Raw genomic sequence first — 17,538 nt, 5'->3', positions numbered from 1 at the left:
GTCCGGCGGGGTCTGGCACCCTGTCGGACGGTAGCCTCTTACAGTTAAGTTTTGGCTTATTTCGATCATCTTCAAGGAAAAAATGCCCACAAAGATGTGATGGTGCGGCGGGTGTGGCGGACGGGTTGTCACGGCTGGGCGATGATTTACGGGCTAAAGCCTTAGAAATTATCGCGTTTCTTGCGGATATGGGCGAAGACCTCGGCGGCGGGCCGGCCGGTCATGTTCAGCGCGGCCTGAAGGTCGGGATCATCGGCCCGAAGGAAGGGGTTGGTGCGCAACTCTTCTGCGAGGGTCGACGGGACGGTGGGCCGTCCTTCTGCGCGGGCTGTGGTGATGTCGGCTGAGCGAGAGATAAGGTCTGGATTGTCCGGTTCAAGGGTCGCCGCGAAGGCCGCGTTGGTGGCGGTGTATTCATGGCCGGAACAGACGCGGGTTTCGGGCGGCAGGGCGCGCAGTTTCTGCAATGAGGCCCACATCATCTCGGGCGTGCCCTCGAACAGCCGTCCGCAGCCCAAGGCCATCAGGCTGTCGGCGGTGAACACCGCACCGGCGTCCGCCATATAGACCGCGATGTGGCCCACCGTATGGCCGGAGACGTCGAACACCTCGGCCCGCGCGCCGCACAGCGTCAGGTCGTCGCCCTCGGACACTTGCAGATCCAGCGCGGGCAGGCGGCGGGCGTCAGCCTTGGCCCCGATCACGCGGGCCGTGCCGCGCAAGGGCTCAAGTCCGTCTACGTGGTCCCAGTGGTGGTGCGTCAGCAGGATGTCGGTGAGTGTCCAGCCGCGTTCGTCCAGTGCCGCCTGAATCGGCGCGGCTTCGGGGGCGTCCACAAGCAGCGTCTCCTCGCTGTCGGGATTATGCAACAGGAATGCATAGTTGTCTTCAAGGCAGGGCACGGTGATCAGTTCAAGGGGCATGGCGTTGACGGTCCTGATTGGTATTGTGCCCCCAACTGTTGCCCAAAGGCGGTGCCGCTGCAATGCATCTGGACGTTCACGACCTGAGAGAATTCTACTACCGCAGCACGCTGGGTCGCGCTGCCCAGAAGGTGATCCGGGACGAGCTGGTGCGCCTGTGGCCCGAAGCGAAGGGCCAGACGGTGGCGGGGTTCGGGTTTGCGGTGCCGCTTCTGCGCCCCTATCTGGGCGATGCCCGGCGCGTGATCGGCCTGATGCCCGGCCCGCAAGGCGTGATGCCCTGGCCCGCAGGGGAGCCCAACGTCAGCGTGCTGTGCGAGGATACGCTTTGGCCGCTGGCGACCGGATCGGTGGACAAGTTGGTGCTGTTGCATGGGCTCGAGACGTCGGAGCGCCCGCTCGCGTTGCTCGACGAATGTTGGCGGGTGCTGGGACCCGGGGGGCGGGCGGTCTTCGTGGTGCCGAACCGCACGGGGCTGTGGTCCCGGTCGGACCGCACGCCCTTTGGCTACGGGCGGCCCTATTCGCTGGGGCAGTTGGAGGCCCTGCTGCGGTCGGTGGGGCTGATTCCGGTCAAGACGCTGTCGACCCTGTATCAGCCGCCCTCGGCGCGGCCGCTGTGGCGCAGGCTCGCGAAAACCATGGAAAGCGCGGGTCAGCACCTTCCGGTGTTTGCCGCTGGCGGCGTGCTGATGGTGCAGACCACCAAGCAAGTGCCGCAACCCAAGCGCCCGGGGCTGACCGAGGCGGTGAAACGCCCGCTGAGCGTGCTGGAAGGCATGGGCGGGCCGGTGGTCAAGCCGGTCTAGGCCCCGGTCGAGCACCCCGTAAGCGGTGACGTTGGGCAACGCGGGCCCGCGCGAAGAATCGCCCCGCTGGCCGGTCCACCTGTGTGCCAGATCGCATGGAACGTCGCGTCACGGGGGGCAGGCGGGGGCGCTGTGGCGCGGATCGGTGGGGGCACACTCTCTTTTATGGCTTTCTTGGATGCACAATGGCATGTCTAGGCGGTTGCCGTGGGCGAAACCCTCTGCTACATCGCCCCTGATTTTGCCGCCTCGCAAGGACGTGAGGCATGACCATGCCGCGTTACTGGCCCCATCCGGGAGCCGGGCGGGGCCAAGACATCGGAAGGGTGGACGTGTCCGAACCAGCTTCGATTTCCTCAGGCATTGCCAAGCGCTATGCCACTGCTGTCTTCGATCTTTCGAAAGACGCCAACAGTCTTGCGGGGCTGGAGTCCGACATCAACACGCTTTCCGCCGCGCTGGACGACAGCGATGATCTGCGTGATCTGATGTCGTCGCCGCTTTACAGCCGCACGCAGCAGTCCGACGCCGTCGTCGCCGTGGCGCGCAAGATGGGCCTGTCGGACACGATGACCAACACGCTGGCGCTGATGGCATCCAAGCGCCGCCTGTTCGCGGTGCCGCAGATGCTGACCGCCCTGCGCGACATGATCGCGACCGAAAAGGGTGAGGTGACGGCCGAGGTCGTATCCGCGAAGTCCCTGACCAAGGAACAGTCCGACAAGCTGGCCCAGACGCTCAAGGCGTCCGTCGGCTCGGATGTGAATATCAATGCGACCGTTGATGAAAGCCTCATCGGCGGTCTTGTCGTTAAAGTTGGCTCCAAGATGATCGACACCTCGGTCAAATCGAAGCTCAACGCCCTCCAGAACACCATGAAAGAGGCCCGGTAATGGCGATCCAAGCTGCGGAAATCTCCGCGATCCTCAAGGACCAAATCAAGAACTTCGGCCAGGAAGCCGAAGTCGCAGAAGTCGGCCGCGTGCTGTCCGTCGGGGACGGTATTGCGCGGGTTTACGGCCTCGACAACATTCAGGCCGGTGAGATGGTCGAATTCCCCGGCGGCATTCAGGGCATGGCGCTGAACCTCGAATCCGACAACGTCGGTGTGGTGATCTTCGGCTCTGACCAGGACATCAAGGAAGGCGACACCGTCAAGCGCACCAACTCCATCGTGAGCGTGCCGGTCGGTGACGAGCTTCTGGGCCGCGTTGTGGACGGTCTGGGCAACCCGATCGACGGCAAGGGGCCGATCAACACCACCAAGACCGCCGTGGCTGACGCCAAGGCGCCGGGCATCATCCCGCGTAAATCCGTGCACGAGCCCATGGCGACCGGCCTGAAGTCCGTGGACGCGATGATCCCGATTGGCCGTGGCCAGCGTGAGCTGATCATCGGTGACCGTCAGACCGGCAAGACCGCCATCGCGCTCGACACGATGCTGAACCAGAAGTCCTACAACGACGCCGCCGGCGACGACGAGAGCAAGAAGCTCTACTGCGTCTATGTCGCCGTGGGTCAGAAGCGTTCGACCGTGGCGCAGTTGGTCAAGAAGCTCGAAGAGAACGGCGCGATGGAATACTCCATCGTCGTGGCGGCAACCGCGTCCGACCCGGCACCGCTGCAGTTCCTTGCCCCCTATGCGGCAACCGCCATGGGCGAGCACTTCCGTGACAACGGCCGCCACGCGCTGATCACCTATGATGACCTCTCCAAGCAGGCTGTGGCCTATCGCCAGATGTCCCTGCTGCTGCGTCGCCCACCAGGCCGTGAAGCCTATCCCGGTGACGTGTTCTACCTCCACTCGCGCCTGCTTGAGCGGTCCGCGAAGCTGAACGAAGACAACGGCGGCGGCTCGCTGACGGCTCTGCCTGTCATCGAAACCCAGGGCGGCGACGTCTCCGCGTTTATTCCGACGAACGTGATTTCGATCACCGACGGCCAGATCTTCCTTGAGACCGAGCTGTTCTATCAGGGCATCCGCCCCGCCGTGAACACCGGTCTGTCGGTGTCGCGCGTCGGCTCCTCGGCCCAGACCAAGGCGATGTCCTCGGTTGCCGGTCCGGTGAAGCTGTCGCTCGCCCAGTATCGTGAGATGGCCGCTTTTGCGCAGTTCGGCTCTGACCTTGATGCCGCAACGCAGGCCCTGCTGAACCGCGGTGCGCGTCTGACGGAACTGATGAAGCAGCCGCAGTATTCGCCGCTGACCAACGCCGAGATCGTCGTGATCATTTTCGCCGGCACCAATGGCTACCTCGACAACGTCGAAGTCAGCGATATTGCCGCCTGGGAAAATGCCCTGCTCAAGCATATGCACGGCAATCACAGCGACATCATGGACTGGATCACCAACGAGGATCCGAAGATCAAGGGTGACGCAGCTGATCGGTTGAAGGCAGCCCTCGATACCTTCGCCAAAGACTACGCGTAAGGGAAAGGATGCAGGCTGATGCCTAACCTTAAGGACCTTAAGAACCGGATCTCGTCGGTCAAATCGACCCGCAAGATCACGAAGGCCATGCAGATGGTGGCCGCCGCAAAACTGCGGCGGGCACAGGAAGCGGCCGAGATGGCGCGCCCCTATACGGAGCGTTTCAACTCGGTCATGGCCGGGCTTGCGGCATCTGCCAGCGGTGAGGGTGCGCCCAAACTGCTTGCGGGGACCGGCTCCGACGACACCCATCTGCTGGTCGTAATGACGGCGGAGCGCGGTCTGTGCGGCGGGTTCAACAGCAACATCGCCAAGCTTGCCAAAAGCCATGCCGCCGATCTTCTGGCGCAGGGCAAGACCGTGAAAATCATCACGGTCGGCAAGAAGGGCCGCGACGCGATCCGCCGCGATCTGGGTGACCATTTCGTCGGACACGTGGACCTGTCCGAGGTCAAGCGCGTCGGCTACGACAACGCGCAGGACATCGCCCGCGATGTGCTGGCCCGTTTCGATGCCGGTGAATTCGACGTGGCGACGATCTTCTATGCGAAGTTCGTCAACGTCGTCAGCCAGATCCCGACCGCGCAACAGATCATTCCGTTCGAAGTGCCAGAAGGCACTCAGGCGGATGACAGCACGCTGTATGACTACGAGCCCAGCGAAGAAGCCATTCTGGCCGATCTGCTGCCCCGTGGCGTGGCGACGCAAATCTTTGCCGCGTTGCTTGAAAACGGCGCATCCGAGCAAGGCGCTAGGATGTCCGCGATGGACAACGCGACCCGCAACGCGGGCGAGATGATCGACAAACTGACGATTGAGTTCAACCGCTCGCGTCAGGCGGTCATCACCAACGAGCTGATTGAAATCATTTCCGGCGCTGAAGCGCTGTAAAGAACCGGAGAAACGATAATGGCAAAAGCAACTGGCAAAATCACGCAGGTGATCGGCGCCGTGGTGGACGTGCAGTTCGATGGCGAACTGCCCGCGATCCTCAACGCTTTGACAACAGACAACAACGGCAAGACCCTTGTGCTTGAGGTTGCCCAGCACCTTGGCGAGAACACCGTGCGCGCCATCGCGATGGACGCCACCGAAGGTCTGGTGCGCGGGCAGGACGTGACCGACCAGGGTGAGCCGATTTCCGTGCCCGTGGGTACCGCGACCCTCGGCCGCATCATGAACGTGACCGGTGAGCCTGTGGACGAGCAGGGCCCTGTTAACACAGACTCCCGTCGTTCGATCCACGGTGAAGCGCCGAAGTTCGAAGACCAGTCCACGGCGACCGAAATCCTCGTGACCGGGATCAAGGTGATCGACCTTCTGGCCCCTTATACCAAGGGCGGCAAGATCGGCCTGTTCGGCGGTGCCGGCGTGGGCAAGACGGTTCTCATCATGGAGCTGATCAACAACATCGCCAAAGTGCACTCGGGTGTGTCCGTGTTCGCCGGTGTGGGTGAGCGGACCCGCGAAGGCAACGACCTCTATCACGAGATGATCGAATCCGGCGTTATCGTCCCCGACAACCTGCCCGACTCGAAAATTGCGCTGGTTTACGGCCAGATGAACGAGCCTCCAGGGGCGCGTATGCGGATCGCTCTGACCGGTCTGTCCCTTGCGGAACAGTTCCGCGACGACACCGGTTCGGACGTGCTGTTCTTCGTCGACAACATCTTCCGCTTCACGCAGGCCGGGTCCGAAGTGTCCGCACTTCTGGGTCGTATTCCTTCGGCTGTGGGCTACCAGCCAACGCTGGCCACCGACATGGGTGCGATGCAGGAACGCATTGCCTCGACCCGTGGTGGTTCGATCACCTCGGTGCAGGCCGTCTACGTCCCTGCCGATGACTTGACCGACCCCGCGCCCGCCACGTCGTTCGCCCACCTCGACGCCACGACCGTTCTGGACCGTGCGATTTCGGAAAAGGGCATCTATCCGGCTGTGGACCCGCTCGGCTCGACCTCGCGTCTGCTTGACCCGCTGATCATCGGCGAAGAGCACTACAAGGTTGCGACCGACGTCCAGCAGATCCTGCAGCGCTACAAGTCCTTGCAGGACATCATCGCCATTCTCGGCATGGACGAGCTGAGCGAAGACGACAAGATGACCGTGACCCGTGCACGTAAGCTTGAGCGTTTCCTCAGCCAGCCGTTCGACGTCGCCAAGGTCTTCACCGGCTCTGACGGTGTGCAGGTGCCGCTGGAAGACACGATCGCGTCGTTCAAAGCCGTTGTGAACGGTGAGTATGACCACCTGCCCGAAGGTGCGTTCTACATGGTCGGCGGTATCGACGAAGTGAAAGCCAAGGCCGAGAAAATGGCTGCGGACGCGGCCTAAACCTCGGAACAGGAGCCTATCACATGGCAGACTTCAAATTCGATCTCGTCTCTCCGGAACGCCGTCTGGCGGAACTGGACGCGACCGAGGTGCAGATCCCGGGTGCGGACGGGGACATGACGGCAATGGCCGATCACGCCCCCACCATCACCACCCTGCGCCCCGGCATCCTGAAGGTGGTCCACTCCGGTGGCACCGAGGAATTCGTCGTCTCCGGTGGCTTTGCCGAAATCACCGCGAACAGCGTGACCGTCCTTGCCGAAAAGGCCCTGCCACGCAGCGAGGCCACGAAAGAGCGCATGGACAAGCTGGTGGAAGAAGCGACCGCCGCGCACGAGGCTGCGAAAGCGTCCGGCCAAGGCGTGGACGAGGCCGATCAGGTCCGCAACGCCATGGTCGAGGTTGCCAGCCACGTGATGCTCTGAGCGCCACGACCATCTATGCGTGAATTTGAGGAATGGCGTCCCGCAACGGGGCGCCATTTTTCGTTTTGGCCGATCACTGTTAACCTCGGACGACGGACGCTCATCGCAGCCGCTCTGGCCGCGCCATACCTGACGCGTGACGTCGAAGCGATGATAGCGATGAAGATAGATTGTGCTTGCCTCGGCGCGGCGCAGGGGCTCATGTCCGCCCATGAAAAATCGCGCCTATCTGTTCATCCTCATCACCTTGATGATCGACGCCATCGGTATCGGGATCGTCTTTCCGATCATGCCCGATCTGATGGCGCGGGTGGGGGCGGGCACCACGGGTGAGGGGGCCTTTTGGGGCGGGATCCTCATGGCGTCTTACGCCGGCGCGCTGTTTCTGTTTGCGCCCATCGTGGGCAGCCTGTCGGATGCCTATGGCCGCAAGCCGGTGCTGTTGCTGGCGTTGGCGGTGTTGGCGTTGGACTACGTCATCATGGCGCAGGCGACGGTGTTCTGGCTGTTGCTGCTGGGCCGGGTGATCGCCGGGGTGGCGGGGGCCACCTACACCACGGCGACGGCCTATATCGCCGACATTTCCAGCCGCAGCGAACGCGCCGCGCGGTTCGGGATGATCGGCGCGGCCTTCGGGCTGGGCTTCGTCATGGGGCCCGCGTTGGGCGGGGTTGCCGCAGCCTATCACCTGTCAGCCCCGTTCTGGCTGGCCGCAGCTCTGTCCACCACAAACGTCGCCTTTGGGCTTTTCGTCCTGCCTGAAAGCCTGCCGCCGGAACGGCGCCGCCCGTTCGGGGCGCGCGACCTCAACCCGTTCTCGGCCATCGTGCAAGCCTTCCGTCTGCCCGGTCTGGCGGTGCCGCTGATTTGCCTGTTCGTGTTCGAGTTCGCCAACATGGTCTATCCCACGCTCTGGGCGTTCTTCATCCGCGAGCTTTTCGGCTGGTCCACCCTGTGGATCGGCCTATCGCTGGCGGGCTACGGCATCATGCTTGCGGGCGTGCAGGGCGGGTTGATGCCGGCCCTGATCCGCCGCGTTGGGGAATACCGGACCTTGCAGATCGGCATGGCCGCGGCGATCACCGGTTTCGTCGGGTTCGGGCTGATCTCGACGGTGACGGGGTTGGTCGTGTTTATCATCCTCGCGGCTTTGTCCGACCTGTCCCCGCCGATGATGACGGCGATTGCCTCAAACGTAATGGACGAGGATCGGCAGGGGCTGGTGCAGGGGGTCATTGCCTCGCTGGCCTCCATCGCGGCCTTTCTGGCGCCCTTGCTGGCCACCGGACTGTTCGAGGCTTTCGTCGACGAAACCGGCCCCTACCTGCCCGGCGCTCCGTTCCTGTTCTCGGCGGTGCTGGTTCTGGCCTTGCTGCCGATGGTTGCAAAAATGCGGCCCCTGGCACAGTCCTGACGCGTTTGGGGGGTTAATCCCGCCAAATTTCCCGTTAATGTCTGACGGATGACCCACACAGCGAAGACCGGTTGGACCTGACATGAAGCGAATGCGCAATCACCTGATCGGCGTGGATCATGGCGAAGTCGTCATGTTTTCCGACTTCGAGCATGACGGTGCCATGTGGACCGGAGAGGGCGCGCGCCAGACCCGCGCCCATGTGGAATTTTCCGAAGGGTTCCGATCGGTTCCGGTGGTGCAGGTCAACCTGTCGATGTTCGATATCTCCAACGCGACGAACGCGCGGATGGATGTGCAGGCCGAGGACATAACGCCGGAAGGGTTCGCCATCGTCTTTCGCACCTGGGGCGACAGCAAGGTCGCCCGCGTGCGGGTGGCGTGGCAAGCGATGGGTGAGTTGCGACAGGCGGATGAGTGGGACCTTTACTAAGGCCCCACTGTCACTGTCAGATGCTGGAATACATGCCTTCGTAGATCGGCTGCAGCGCCTTGTGATCGAACAGCGAAGAGACCGAGGTGCCGTTCCAGGTATTCAGGATCGCTTGCGCAAACATCGGCGCGGTGGGCACGATGCGGATATTCTCGCAGGATTTAACCGCCGCCGTGGGCTGGATCGTGTCGGTGATCACAAGGTTCTTCATGACCGATTTGCCAACCCGCTCAATCGCCGGGCCGGACAGGACACCGTGGGTGATATAGGAATGCACTTCCTTTGCGCCATGCTCAAGCAGGACTTCGGCGGCCTTGCACAGGGTTCCGGCGGTGTCGACGATGTCGTCCACGATCAAACAGGTGCGATCCTTCACATCGCCGATCACGGTCATCTCGGCCACTTCACCGGGTTTGCCGCGGCGCTTGTCGACGATGGACAGGGGCGCACCGATCCGCTGTGCCAGATCCCGCGCCCGGGCCACGCCGCCCACATCGGGGGACACCACCATCACGTCTTCCATCCGGCCCTTGAAATTGTGCATCACGTCCAGCGCAAACACCGGCGAGGCATAAAGGTTGTCCACGGGAATATCGAAGAAGCCCTGAATCTGCGTGGCGTGCAGATCGAGCGTCAGGATCCGCTCGACCCCCGCTTCGACCAGCATGTTGGCCACCAGCTTAGCGGTGATCGGCGTGCGCGCCTTTGAGCGGCGGTCCTGCCGGGCGTAGCCGAAATAGGGGATCACGGCGGTGATGCGCGACGCGGACGACCGGCGCAGCGCGTCGGCGATGATCAACAGCTCCATCAGGTTATCATTGGCCGGGTTCGACGTGGGCTGGATGACGAACATATCCTCACCCCGCACGTTTTCGTAAACTTCGACGAAGATTTCGCCGTCGTTGAACCGCTCCACCCGTGCGTCGACAAGGCCCACGTTCATGCCGCGGTGCATCGACATGCGCCGTGCGACGGATTGGGCCAAGGGCATGTTGGCGTTACCGGAAATGAGTTTCGGTTCGATGAGATTTGGCATGGTCTGGGGGTCCCGAGGTGACAGATTCGCAGCGTTGACACGAGGTAGCACAGCCTTAGGGTCGCACCAAGAAAGCAAGCAGGGTGAGGAGCCGGAAATGCCACATATCGACTATTACTTTGCGACGATTTCGCCCTTCACCTACCTCGCCGGGCCCCGGTTCGAGGAGATCGTCGCAAAACACGGGGCGACGGTGACCTACAAGCCGCTCGACATCATGGCGCTCTTCGCCCGGACCGGCGGGGTGCCGCCGATGGACCGGCATCCGAACCGGCAGGACTACCGCTTGCAGGACCTGCGGCGGCGGGCCATCGTCGCGGGGCTGCCGCTCAACCTGCGGCCCGCGCACTGGCCCACCAACATGGCGCCGTCGTCCTATGCGATCATTGCGGCGCAATCGGCGGGCGGCGATGTGGGCAAGCTGGTCAATGCTGTGACGCGCGCCTGTTGGGCCGAGGAGCGTAACATTGCCGACGACGATGTGATCCGCGCCTGTCTGGAGGAGGCGGGCTTCGATCCGTCGCTGGCGGACAGCGGCCTGTTGGCCGGGGCGGAAACCTATGCCCGCAATCTCGATGAGGCCGTGACCAACGGAGTGTTCGGCGCGCCGTTCTTCATCACCGACGGGGATGAGAGGTTCTGGGGGCAGGACCGTCTTGACGATCTGGACCGACACCTGTCCGGCGAGTTGTAAATGCTGAAAGAAATCGCGGGCCAGCGCATCTGGACCACCGAAGACGGGCAGGGCGCACCGCGACTGTTCCTGCATTGCTCGCTGGGGCAGTCCGAAAGCCTGTTCAGTCTTGCCGGGGCGCTGCCGCCTGCGCGCAACCTCTTTTTCGACCTGCCCGGACACGGCAAAAGCGGCCCTTGGCGGGGCGAGGATCTGCACAAGGACGTCTTCGACGTGGCCGAAGCGCTGCTGCAGGGGCCGACCCATGTGGTGGGCCATTCTTTCGGCGGCACGGTGGCCTTGCGATTGGCGGTCGAGCGCCCGGATCTGGTGTCGCGCCTGACCCTGATCGACCCGGTGTTTTTTGCCGCCGCAAGACGTGGTGCCGAGGATGCGGAAGCCCATTCAGCCTACAAGGTCGCCAGTCCGGCCTTTATCGATGCCTGGGAGGCGGGCGATCTCGAAGCGGCGTCGAAGGCGTTTCTGGCGCAATGGGGCACGGGCCGGCCGTGGGATGCGATGTCTCAGGCCACGCGCGAACGCATCATGGGGCAGATTCACCTGATCGCCGCCGCCGTGCCGGTGCTTGAGAATGACGCGCCGGGCCTGTTGGACCGGCTGGATCGCGTGACCTGTCCGGTGGACTTGATCGAGGGCGGCGCCAGCGATCCGGTGATGTCGAAGATCGTCGCGGCGCTGGCGGTGGACCTGCCGCAGGCGGGCCACCACGTGATCGAAGGCGCGGGGCACATGGTCGCCGTCACCCACCCGCAAGAGGTTGCCGCCGCGATGGCGGGGCGGGGTACTGTGATCAGCGCTTGAGCACGTCGAGAAAGGCGTCCACCCCCTCGGCCCCGATGGACCAATCGCAGACCAGACGCCCCACCACCGGCGCATCCGCGTCCCCGTCAAGGCTGTCCATGACGTAATATTGCGCGCCGGCCCCTTGCAGTTTTCGGTGCAGATGGCGCGGGGCGCTGAAAAACATCAGGTTGGCCTCGGGCTCGTGCGTAAAGGTGACCTGTCCGGTGGCGCGCAGCCCCTCGGCCAGCCGCTGGGCCGCAGCGTTCGCCCGCGCGGCGAGGTCGCGCCAGAGGTCGTCAGTCAGATAGGCTTCCATCTGCGCGGAGAGATAGCGGTGCTTCGAGAAAAGATGCGCCCCGCGCTTGCGGCGCAGCTCGAACTCCCAAGCGTGTTTGGGGTCGAAGAAAATCACCGCCTCGACGCCCATCAGGCCGTTCTTGGTGCCGCCGAAGGACACACAGTCGATGCCCGCCTTCCATGTCATCTCCGCCGGGGTGCAGCCCAGCGTCACGATGGCATTGGCGAATCGCGCGCCGTCCAGATGGGTGCTGACCCCGAAGTCCCGCGCAACCTTTGTCACTGCCGCAATCTCGTCCAGCGTGTAGACCGTGCCCTTTTCCGTGACCTGCGTGATCGACACCGGCCCGCGCTGGGGGCCGTGGACGCCGCGGGTCTCTTCCGCTTCCATCGCCGCGCGCAAGGTCTCGGCGGTCATCTTCGCGTTTACGTCGTCCACCAGTGTCAGCTTCGCCCCGCTGTAGAATTCCGGGGCGTTGCACTCATCCTCATTAATGTGGCTGGGCTTGGTGCAAAAGATCGTCTCCCACGGCTGGGCGAGCGTCGCCAGCGCAATCGAGTTCGCCGCCGTGCCCGTGGCCACCAGATAGACCGCCGCCTCGGGTGCCTCAAACAGGTCGCGCACCATCTGGCGCACGCGGTCCATTTCCGCGTCGGCGCCGTAGCCGAAGCGGTAGCCTTCGTTGGCGCGGTGCAGGGCGTCAAGCACCGAAGGATGGGCAGGGCCGGAGTTGTCGGAGGCGAAAAACATCAAAGGGGCTCCTCGATTATATGGTCTTCCCAGTCGTCTTCGGGCGTGTTGGCTTCCGAAACGGTCAGATCCTGCGCTGAAACGCCTGCGTCATGGACCGACTGCGGCGTGCCGGAGATGAGCGGGTGCCAGTCGAACAGGGGTTTGCCTTCGTAAACAAGGCGGTAGGCGCAGGTTTGCGGCAGCCAATACAGGCTGTCACGAATGGTGTTCGGCGTGAGCACGATGCACTCGGGGACGTATTTGTGTCGCGTGGGATAGTTCGAGCAACGGCAGGTGCTGTCGTCGAACAGCTTGCAGGCGACACGGGTGAGCACGACTTCTCCTGTGGCCTCGTCCTCAAGCTTGTTGAGGCAGCACTTGCCACAGCCGTCGCACAGCGCCTCCCACTCGGTGGGGGTGAGCTTTTCCAAAGGAACGGTGTCCCAGAACGCGGGCCGGACGTCGTCGCGGGGGATTGGATCGGACGATTGCTCAGTCATCGGCCAGAATATCCCGCGCCTGGCGGCAGTCGGCGTCCATCTGGGTGATCAGCGCATCGAGACTGTCGAATGTCTCTTCCCCGCGCAGATAGTCCACAAGCCCGACGCTGAGCTGCGCGCCGTAAAGATCACCTGAGAAATCAAACAGATAGGTTTCGCAATTCGGCACGTTCTCACCGAACATCGGGCGAACGCCGATTGAGGCGGCACCGTGGTAAGCCCCTTTGTGCGGTCCGTCGAGGACATCGACCTTGACCGCGTAGACGCCGAATTTCGGCGGATGCAACCCGTCGATGGACATGTTCGCGGTGGGATAGCCCAGATCGCGGCCGCGCTGCTCGCCGCTGATGACCGGACCGTCGATGCGGTGCCGGTGGCCCAGCATCTCGGCCGCGCGGCGGGGGGCGCCGTCGCTCAGCGCGCGGCGGATCGCGGTGGAAGAGACGGCACCCGCGGAGGTTTGCAGCATCGGTGCGATGGTCACACCAAAGCCCAGCTTGGCGCCGAAGCCCTCAAGGTCGGCCGCATTGCCCGCGCGATCCTTGCCAAAGCAGAAATCCGCGCCAACGACGACATGGGTCAGGCCAAGACGGTCATGGATGATGTCTTCGGCAAATTGCCACGGGGTGAGCGCGGCCAAAGCGGCGTTGAACGGCACCTCGTAAAGCCGCTGCACGCCGAGCTTTTCCAGACGGTGCGCCTTGGCTGTCGGGCTCATCAGGCGGAAGGGCGGAGCGTCGGGGGCGAAATATTCGCGGGGGTGGGGCTCGAAGGTCAGCACGCCCAACGGGGCGCCGTCGGCCACACTGCCGGTCAGGTCCAGCACCGCCTGATGGCCCAGATGCACGCCGTCGAAATTCCCGATCGCCGCGGCGGCGCCACGGTCGGCAGGGGCAATGAAGGCGGGGTCTCGGATGATGCGCATGGGCTTGCCTAGCCCGCCCGCGCGCGGGGTTCAAGACGGGTTTGTTCAGTCGAATTTGCGCGACGGGGCAAGGACGACAGCCTCCCCCTTGAGGACCTTCTTGCCGTCGATCTCGCAATGGGTGTCCATGGTCACGCGGCGCTTGCCCACGTCCATGTCGGTCACCGTGACGACCGCCTGCACGCTGTCGCCCGGACGCACCGGTGCAAGGAATTTCAGGCTTTGCCCCAGATAGACCGTGCCATGGCCCGGAAGCTGTTCCCCGATCACCGCCGAGATCAGACCGGCGGTGAGCATTCCGTGGGCGATGCGCCCCTCGAAAATCGTGTCCTGCGCATAGGCCTCGTCAAGGTGGACCGGATTGTGGTCGGTCGAGACTTCGGCGAAGAGTTCGATGTCCCGGTCGGTGATCACCTTGCGCAGTGACCGCGACATGCCGATTTCGATGTCCTCGATGCAGATCGTGCCGCGGGGAAAATTGTCGAGCATTGCGTGATCCGTCCCGTAATAATAATTCAACCCGTGCAGGGCGGGTGAAATAAGATTACTTCGCAGTCGCAGAAACTGTCAAGCCTGCTTTGGTCTAGCGCAGGAACCCGATGGCGTAAGTTGGGGTGACCTGTTCGCTGTCGATGTAAGAGGTGAGAGAGGTCTGATCCGGGTCGGTGACGGTCTTCGTCTCTTCCGCCGCAAGCCCGCCGGTGATGAACAGGCTGTCGATATCTTCCTGCTGCGCCCCGAGAACGTCAGTGCGAATCCCGTCGCCTATGGCGATGACGCGCGGGTCGGGAACCGATCCGTCCAATGCGGCGTAGCGGCGGCGGGCAAGGTCGTAGATCGGCGGATGCGGCTTGCCGAAATAGAGGCTTTCTCCGCCCATCTCGGTATAGAGCGCGGCAAGGGCGCCGGCGCACCATTCGCGCCGCTCACCCCGGTCGACGATGATGTCGGGATTGGCGCACAGCAGTTTCAGGCCGCGCGTCTTGGCATAGAGGAACTCGGGGCGGTTCACCGCCGGATCGGCATAGGGGTCGAACGGACCGCAACAGACGATGCCCTCGGCCTCTTCCAGCGGCACGGTCTGGATATCGACGGGATCCTTGATGATTTTCAACGGTTTGAAGAAATCATCGTCTCGGGGGCTTTCGCCCATGAACCACACTTTCGACCCAACGACGCCGCGGAACATCGCCGCGCGGGCGCTGTCGCCCGAGGTCGCGATGGCGTCCCAGCATTCGGCCATCCCCATGGCGCGCAACTGCTGGGCCACGCTGTCCCAGGGGCGGGGCGAGTTCGTCACCAGCACCACTTTGCCCCCGCGCGCGCGGAAATCCTGCATCGCGGCGACGGCCTCTTCAAACGGGGTGATGCCATTGTGCATGCAGCCCCAGATGTCGACGAAGGCCACATCGTAGCGGTCGGAAATCTCGGCAAAACGGGGGATGATCTGGGGCATGGGTGAACCTTTTGCAAAAGGGTGGGGCCGGACCGCCGGGCAGATGCCCATGAGGATAAGCCACCGGGGGGATTTGTCGATCCGATGAAAGCGGGCCGGACGCCTGTGCAGCCTCCGGCCCGGTCGTGTCAGCTCGGGGGGATCAGATCTTCAGCGCCGGAATGATCTGTTTCTTGCGGCTCATGATGCCCGGCAGGATGACGTGATCTTCGGTGACGGTCACGCCAAAGGACTTTTCCGCCACGGTCTTGCACATCTCGTTGGCGATCAGCAGCGTCGCCTCTTCCTTGAGGATGTCGACCACAAACAAAAGCACCTGATCGACCCCGTCCTCGGTCGCCACATCCGCCATGCTGCTCAGGAGCGACGCCTTGCGGTCCAGCACGATGTCCGGCGCGGTCGTCTCAAGCACCGAGACGCGGAACTTGGTGCCATCGACGGCGAATTCCTTGGAATCCATGCGCAAAAGCTCGGCATCCGAGAAGGCGGAGACGTCGGATTTCGCCGCGAACATTTCCGCCGCGTAATCATTGATCGCGATGCCCAGCTGTCCGGCCAGAGCCACCGCAAGATCGCGATCCCGGTCGGTGGTGGTCGGGGAGCGGAACTCAAGCGTGTCCGACAGAATGCACGACAGCATCAGGCCCTTGATCGCGTCGGGCATCTCGGCCGCGTGATCGCCCATCAGGTCATACATGATCGTCGCGGTGCAGGCGAGCGGGCGCACTGTGATATCGATCGGGCCCTTGGTCTCAAGCCCGCCGACAAGCTTGTGGTGGTCGATGATGCCGCGGATGTCCGCGTTGTTGATGTTGGCGGGCAGCTCGGCGGGGTTGTTGGTGTCGACGATGACGCAGGGCTGGTCGTCGTCAATATCCGTCAGCAGCGCGGGCAAATCGAAGCCCCAGCGCTCGGCCACGAATTTCGCTTCGGTGTTCGGCTCGCCCAGCAGGCGGGCCTCGGCCTTGGTGCCGGTGTGGTTGAGGAACCATTCCCAGATCAGCGGGGAGCCGGTGGAATCCGTATCGGGGGCCTTGTGGCCGAAAACGAGGGTGGTCATAGCAAACGCCTTATCGGTTGAATTTGCCGCCTTATAGGAGTGGCGCGGGCCGGAGTCACCCCCGGCGCGGGGCATCACGCCCATGCCGCGGTCGCAACGCTTGGGGCTTGGAGCGGGGCGCGAAACCGCGATAGGTTGCGCGCCATGAGCAAACCCCGCGAAGCCGATCTTTATGCCCCCGTGAAAGCCTATCTTCAGCGGCAGGGCTATGACGTGAAGGGCGAGGTGGGCGCGGCGGATGTGGTCGGGCGGCGCGGCGCGGATGTCGTCATCGTTGAGCTGAAGTTGGGGTTTTCGCTCTCGCTGTTCCATCAGGGGGTCGAGCGGCTGGCAATTTGCGACGATGTCTATGTTGCCGTGCCAGCGGGCGGGCGGACGAAGGCCTTACGCTCCAACGTGAAACTGGCGCGACGGCTCGGGCTGGGCGTGCTGACCGTGCGGCTGCGCGACGGCTTTGTTGAGGCGCTGGCCGATCCGGGCCCCTATGCCGCGCGCAAGATCGCCAGGAAGAAAAAGGCGCTGTTGCGGGCGTTTGACCGGATGGAGGGCGACCCGAACGCCGGCGGCGCCACCCGACACGGGATCGTCACCGGCTACCGGCAGGACGCGCTGAAATGCGCCCGGTTTCTTGCGGTGCACGGGCCGAGCAAGGGGGCGACGGTGGCAAACTGGACCGAGGTTCCGACGGCCACGCGGCTCATGGCGAACGATCATTACGGCTGGTTCGAGCGGGTCGAGCGGGGCGTTTACAGGCTGACCGAGGCGGGCGCCAAAGGGCTGACTGATTGGGGCGACGTCTAGGGCATCACGCCGAGCAGCGCACTTGCAAGCTTGGCGCACCGGCCACCAGCGACGCTGGAAAAAATCCCCGCAGTTGCCCGTTGACAGGCCCTGTCGGGTTGCCTACCTATCCGCCGTTAGCACTCGCCCTTGGTGAGTGATAACGGCCCGCAAGACGGGCATCAGCACAGAAACATTAGCTAGGGAGCTATAGACATGGCTTTTAAACCGCTTCACGACCGCGTCCTCGTGCGTCGCACCGAAGGCGAAGAAAAGACCGCTGGCGGCCTGATCATCCCCGACACCGCAAAAGAAAAGCCTGCCGAGGGTGAAGTCGTCGCATGTGGCGAAGGCGCGCGCAAGGACAGCGGTGAGCTGGTCGCAATGGCTGTCAAAGCTGGCGATCGCATCCTGTTCGGCAAGTGGTCCGGCACCGAAGTGACCGTCGACGGCGAAGAGCTGTTGATCATGAAAGAGAGCGACATCCTCGGGATCATCTCCTAAG

The 17,538-nt window shown here is 63.4% G+C and carries 20 protein-coding genes; 12 read left to right on the top strand and 8 right to left on the bottom strand.

Annotated features, from left to right (window positions below; all coding sequences use genetic code 11):
* Positions 1-161: 161 nt before the first annotated feature.
* Complete coding sequence (gene gloB / locus DC363_RS13660; protein ID WP_196778430.1) at positions 162-923, bottom strand: hydroxyacylglutathione hydrolase; 762 nt, start codon at positions 921-923, stop codon at positions 162-164.
* 62 nt (positions 924-985) lie between these two features.
* Between gloB and DC363_RS13655 the strand changes: the two genes are divergently transcribed.
* From DC363_RS13655 to DC363_RS13620, 8 genes are all read left to right on the top strand, one after another.
* Positions 986-1,732, top strand: a complete 747-nt coding sequence (locus DC363_RS13655; protein ID WP_108641710.1) for a class I SAM-dependent methyltransferase — start codon at positions 986-988, stop codon at positions 1,730-1,732.
* Between the two features lie 272 nt (positions 1,733-2,004).
* The gene (locus tag DC363_RS13650; RefSeq protein ID WP_108641760.1) at positions 2,005-2,625 is read left to right on the top strand and encodes a F0F1 ATP synthase subunit delta; all 621 of its coding nucleotides are present in this window, start codon (positions 2,005-2,007) and stop codon (positions 2,623-2,625) included.
* A complete protein-coding gene (atpA, locus tag DC363_RS13645) occupies positions 2,625-4,163 on the top strand; it encodes a F0F1 ATP synthase subunit alpha (RefSeq protein ID WP_108641709.1) in 1,539 nt (512 codons plus the stop codon). The genes DC363_RS13650 and atpA overlap by 1 nt, the downstream gene beginning before the upstream one ends.
* 18 nt (positions 4,164-4,181) lie before the next feature.
* Positions 4,182-5,054, top strand: a complete 873-nt coding sequence (locus DC363_RS13640) for a F0F1 ATP synthase subunit gamma (RefSeq protein ID WP_108641708.1) — start codon at positions 4,182-4,184, stop codon at positions 5,052-5,054.
* Between the two features lie 18 nt (positions 5,055-5,072).
* Positions 5,073-6,497 (top strand): F0F1 ATP synthase subunit beta, encoded by a 1,425-nt coding sequence (gene atpD, locus DC363_RS13635; RefSeq protein WP_108641707.1) that lies wholly within the window; start codon positions 5,073-5,075, stop codon positions 6,495-6,497.
* Between the two features lie 23 nt (positions 6,498-6,520).
* On the top strand, positions 6,521-6,922 hold the full coding sequence (locus tag DC363_RS13630; protein ID WP_108641706.1) for a F0F1 ATP synthase subunit epsilon: 402 nt from the start codon (positions 6,521-6,523) through the stop codon (positions 6,920-6,922).
* Positions 6,923-7,133: 211 nt separating this feature from the next.
* On the top strand, positions 7,134-8,336 hold the full coding sequence (locus DC363_RS13625) for an MFS transporter (protein ID WP_108641705.1): 1,203 nt from the start codon (positions 7,134-7,136) through the stop codon (positions 8,334-8,336).
* Between the two features lie 82 nt (positions 8,337-8,418).
* Positions 8,419-8,769 carry an H-type lectin domain-containing protein gene (locus DC363_RS13620; RefSeq protein WP_108641704.1) on the top strand — a complete coding sequence of 117 codons (351 nt, stop codon included), beginning with the start codon at positions 8,419-8,421 and terminating at the stop codon, positions 8,767-8,769.
* Between the two features lie 16 nt (positions 8,770-8,785).
* Here the strand turns inward: DC363_RS13620 and DC363_RS13615 are convergent, their stop codons facing one another.
* Positions 8,786-9,805 carry a ribose-phosphate pyrophosphokinase gene (locus DC363_RS13615; protein WP_108641703.1) on the bottom strand — a complete coding sequence of 340 codons (1,020 nt, stop codon included), beginning with the start codon at positions 9,803-9,805 and terminating at the stop codon, positions 8,786-8,788.
* Positions 9,806-9,902: 97 nt separating this feature from the next.
* On the opposite strand from DC363_RS13615, the gene DC363_RS13610 reads away from it, so the two are divergent.
* A complete protein-coding gene (locus tag DC363_RS13610; protein ID WP_108641702.1) occupies positions 9,903-10,499 on the top strand; it encodes a 2-hydroxychromene-2-carboxylate isomerase in 597 nt (198 codons plus the stop codon).
* Entirely contained in the window at positions 10,500-11,300 is an 801-nt protein-coding gene (locus tag DC363_RS13605; protein WP_108641701.1) for an alpha/beta fold hydrolase, read from the top strand.
* Here DC363_RS13605 and DC363_RS13600 read toward each other — a convergent pair.
* The 6 genes from DC363_RS13600 to DC363_RS13575 all read right to left on the bottom strand — a co-directional run bounded on the left by DC363_RS13600 (position 11,290) and on the right by DC363_RS13575 (position 16,253).
* Complete coding sequence (locus tag DC363_RS13600; protein ID WP_108641700.1) at positions 11,290-12,330, bottom strand: threonine aldolase family protein; 1,041 nt, start codon at positions 12,328-12,330, stop codon at positions 11,290-11,292. The genes DC363_RS13605 and DC363_RS13600 overlap by 11 nt on opposite strands.
* Positions 12,330-12,812: a YcgN family cysteine cluster protein gene (locus DC363_RS13595; RefSeq protein ID WP_108641699.1), complete on the bottom strand. Its 483-nt coding sequence runs from the start codon at positions 12,810-12,812 to the stop codon at positions 12,330-12,332. Before DC363_RS13595 ends, DC363_RS13600 begins: the two co-directional genes overlap by 1 nt.
* On the bottom strand, positions 12,805-13,737 hold the full coding sequence (locus DC363_RS13590) for a bifunctional riboflavin kinase/FAD synthetase (protein WP_108641698.1): 933 nt from the start codon (positions 13,735-13,737) through the stop codon (positions 12,805-12,807). The genes DC363_RS13595 and DC363_RS13590 overlap by 8 nt, the downstream gene beginning before the upstream one ends.
* Before the next feature lie 45 nt (positions 13,738-13,782).
* Positions 13,783-14,226, bottom strand: a complete 444-nt coding sequence (locus tag DC363_RS13585; protein WP_108641697.1) for a MaoC family dehydratase — start codon at positions 14,224-14,226, stop codon at positions 13,783-13,785.
* A 94-nt stretch (positions 14,227-14,320) separates the two neighbouring features.
* Positions 14,321-15,193 carry an HAD family hydrolase gene (locus DC363_RS13580; RefSeq protein WP_108641696.1) on the bottom strand — a complete coding sequence of 291 codons (873 nt, stop codon included), beginning with the start codon at positions 15,191-15,193 and terminating at the stop codon, positions 14,321-14,323.
* A 142-nt stretch (positions 15,194-15,335) separates the two neighbouring features.
* Entirely contained in the window at positions 15,336-16,253 is a 918-nt protein-coding gene (locus DC363_RS13575; RefSeq protein WP_108641695.1) for a manganese-dependent inorganic pyrophosphatase, read from the bottom strand.
* Between the two features lie 144 nt (positions 16,254-16,397).
* Between DC363_RS13575 and DC363_RS13570 the strand changes: the two genes are divergently transcribed.
* Together DC363_RS13570 and groES are read left to right on the top strand one after the other, a co-directional pair.
* A complete protein-coding gene (locus DC363_RS13570; RefSeq protein ID WP_108641694.1) occupies positions 16,398-17,054 on the top strand; it encodes a DUF2161 domain-containing phosphodiesterase in 657 nt (218 codons plus the stop codon).
* A 195-nt stretch (positions 17,055-17,249) separates the two neighbouring features.
* Positions 17,250-17,537, top strand: a complete 288-nt coding sequence (groES, locus tag DC363_RS13565) for a co-chaperone GroES (protein ID WP_108641693.1) — start codon at positions 17,250-17,252, stop codon at positions 17,535-17,537.
* The last annotated feature ends 1 nt before the right edge of the window (position 17,538 follow it).

The organism is Thalassorhabdomicrobium marinisediminis (genome assembly GCF_003072065.1).
In the GTDB taxonomy this organism is placed as follows: Bacteria; Pseudomonadota; Alphaproteobacteria; order Rhodobacterales; family Rhodobacteraceae; genus Octadecabacter; species Octadecabacter marinisediminis.
This window is presented reverse-complemented; position numbering and strand designations above follow the sequence as displayed.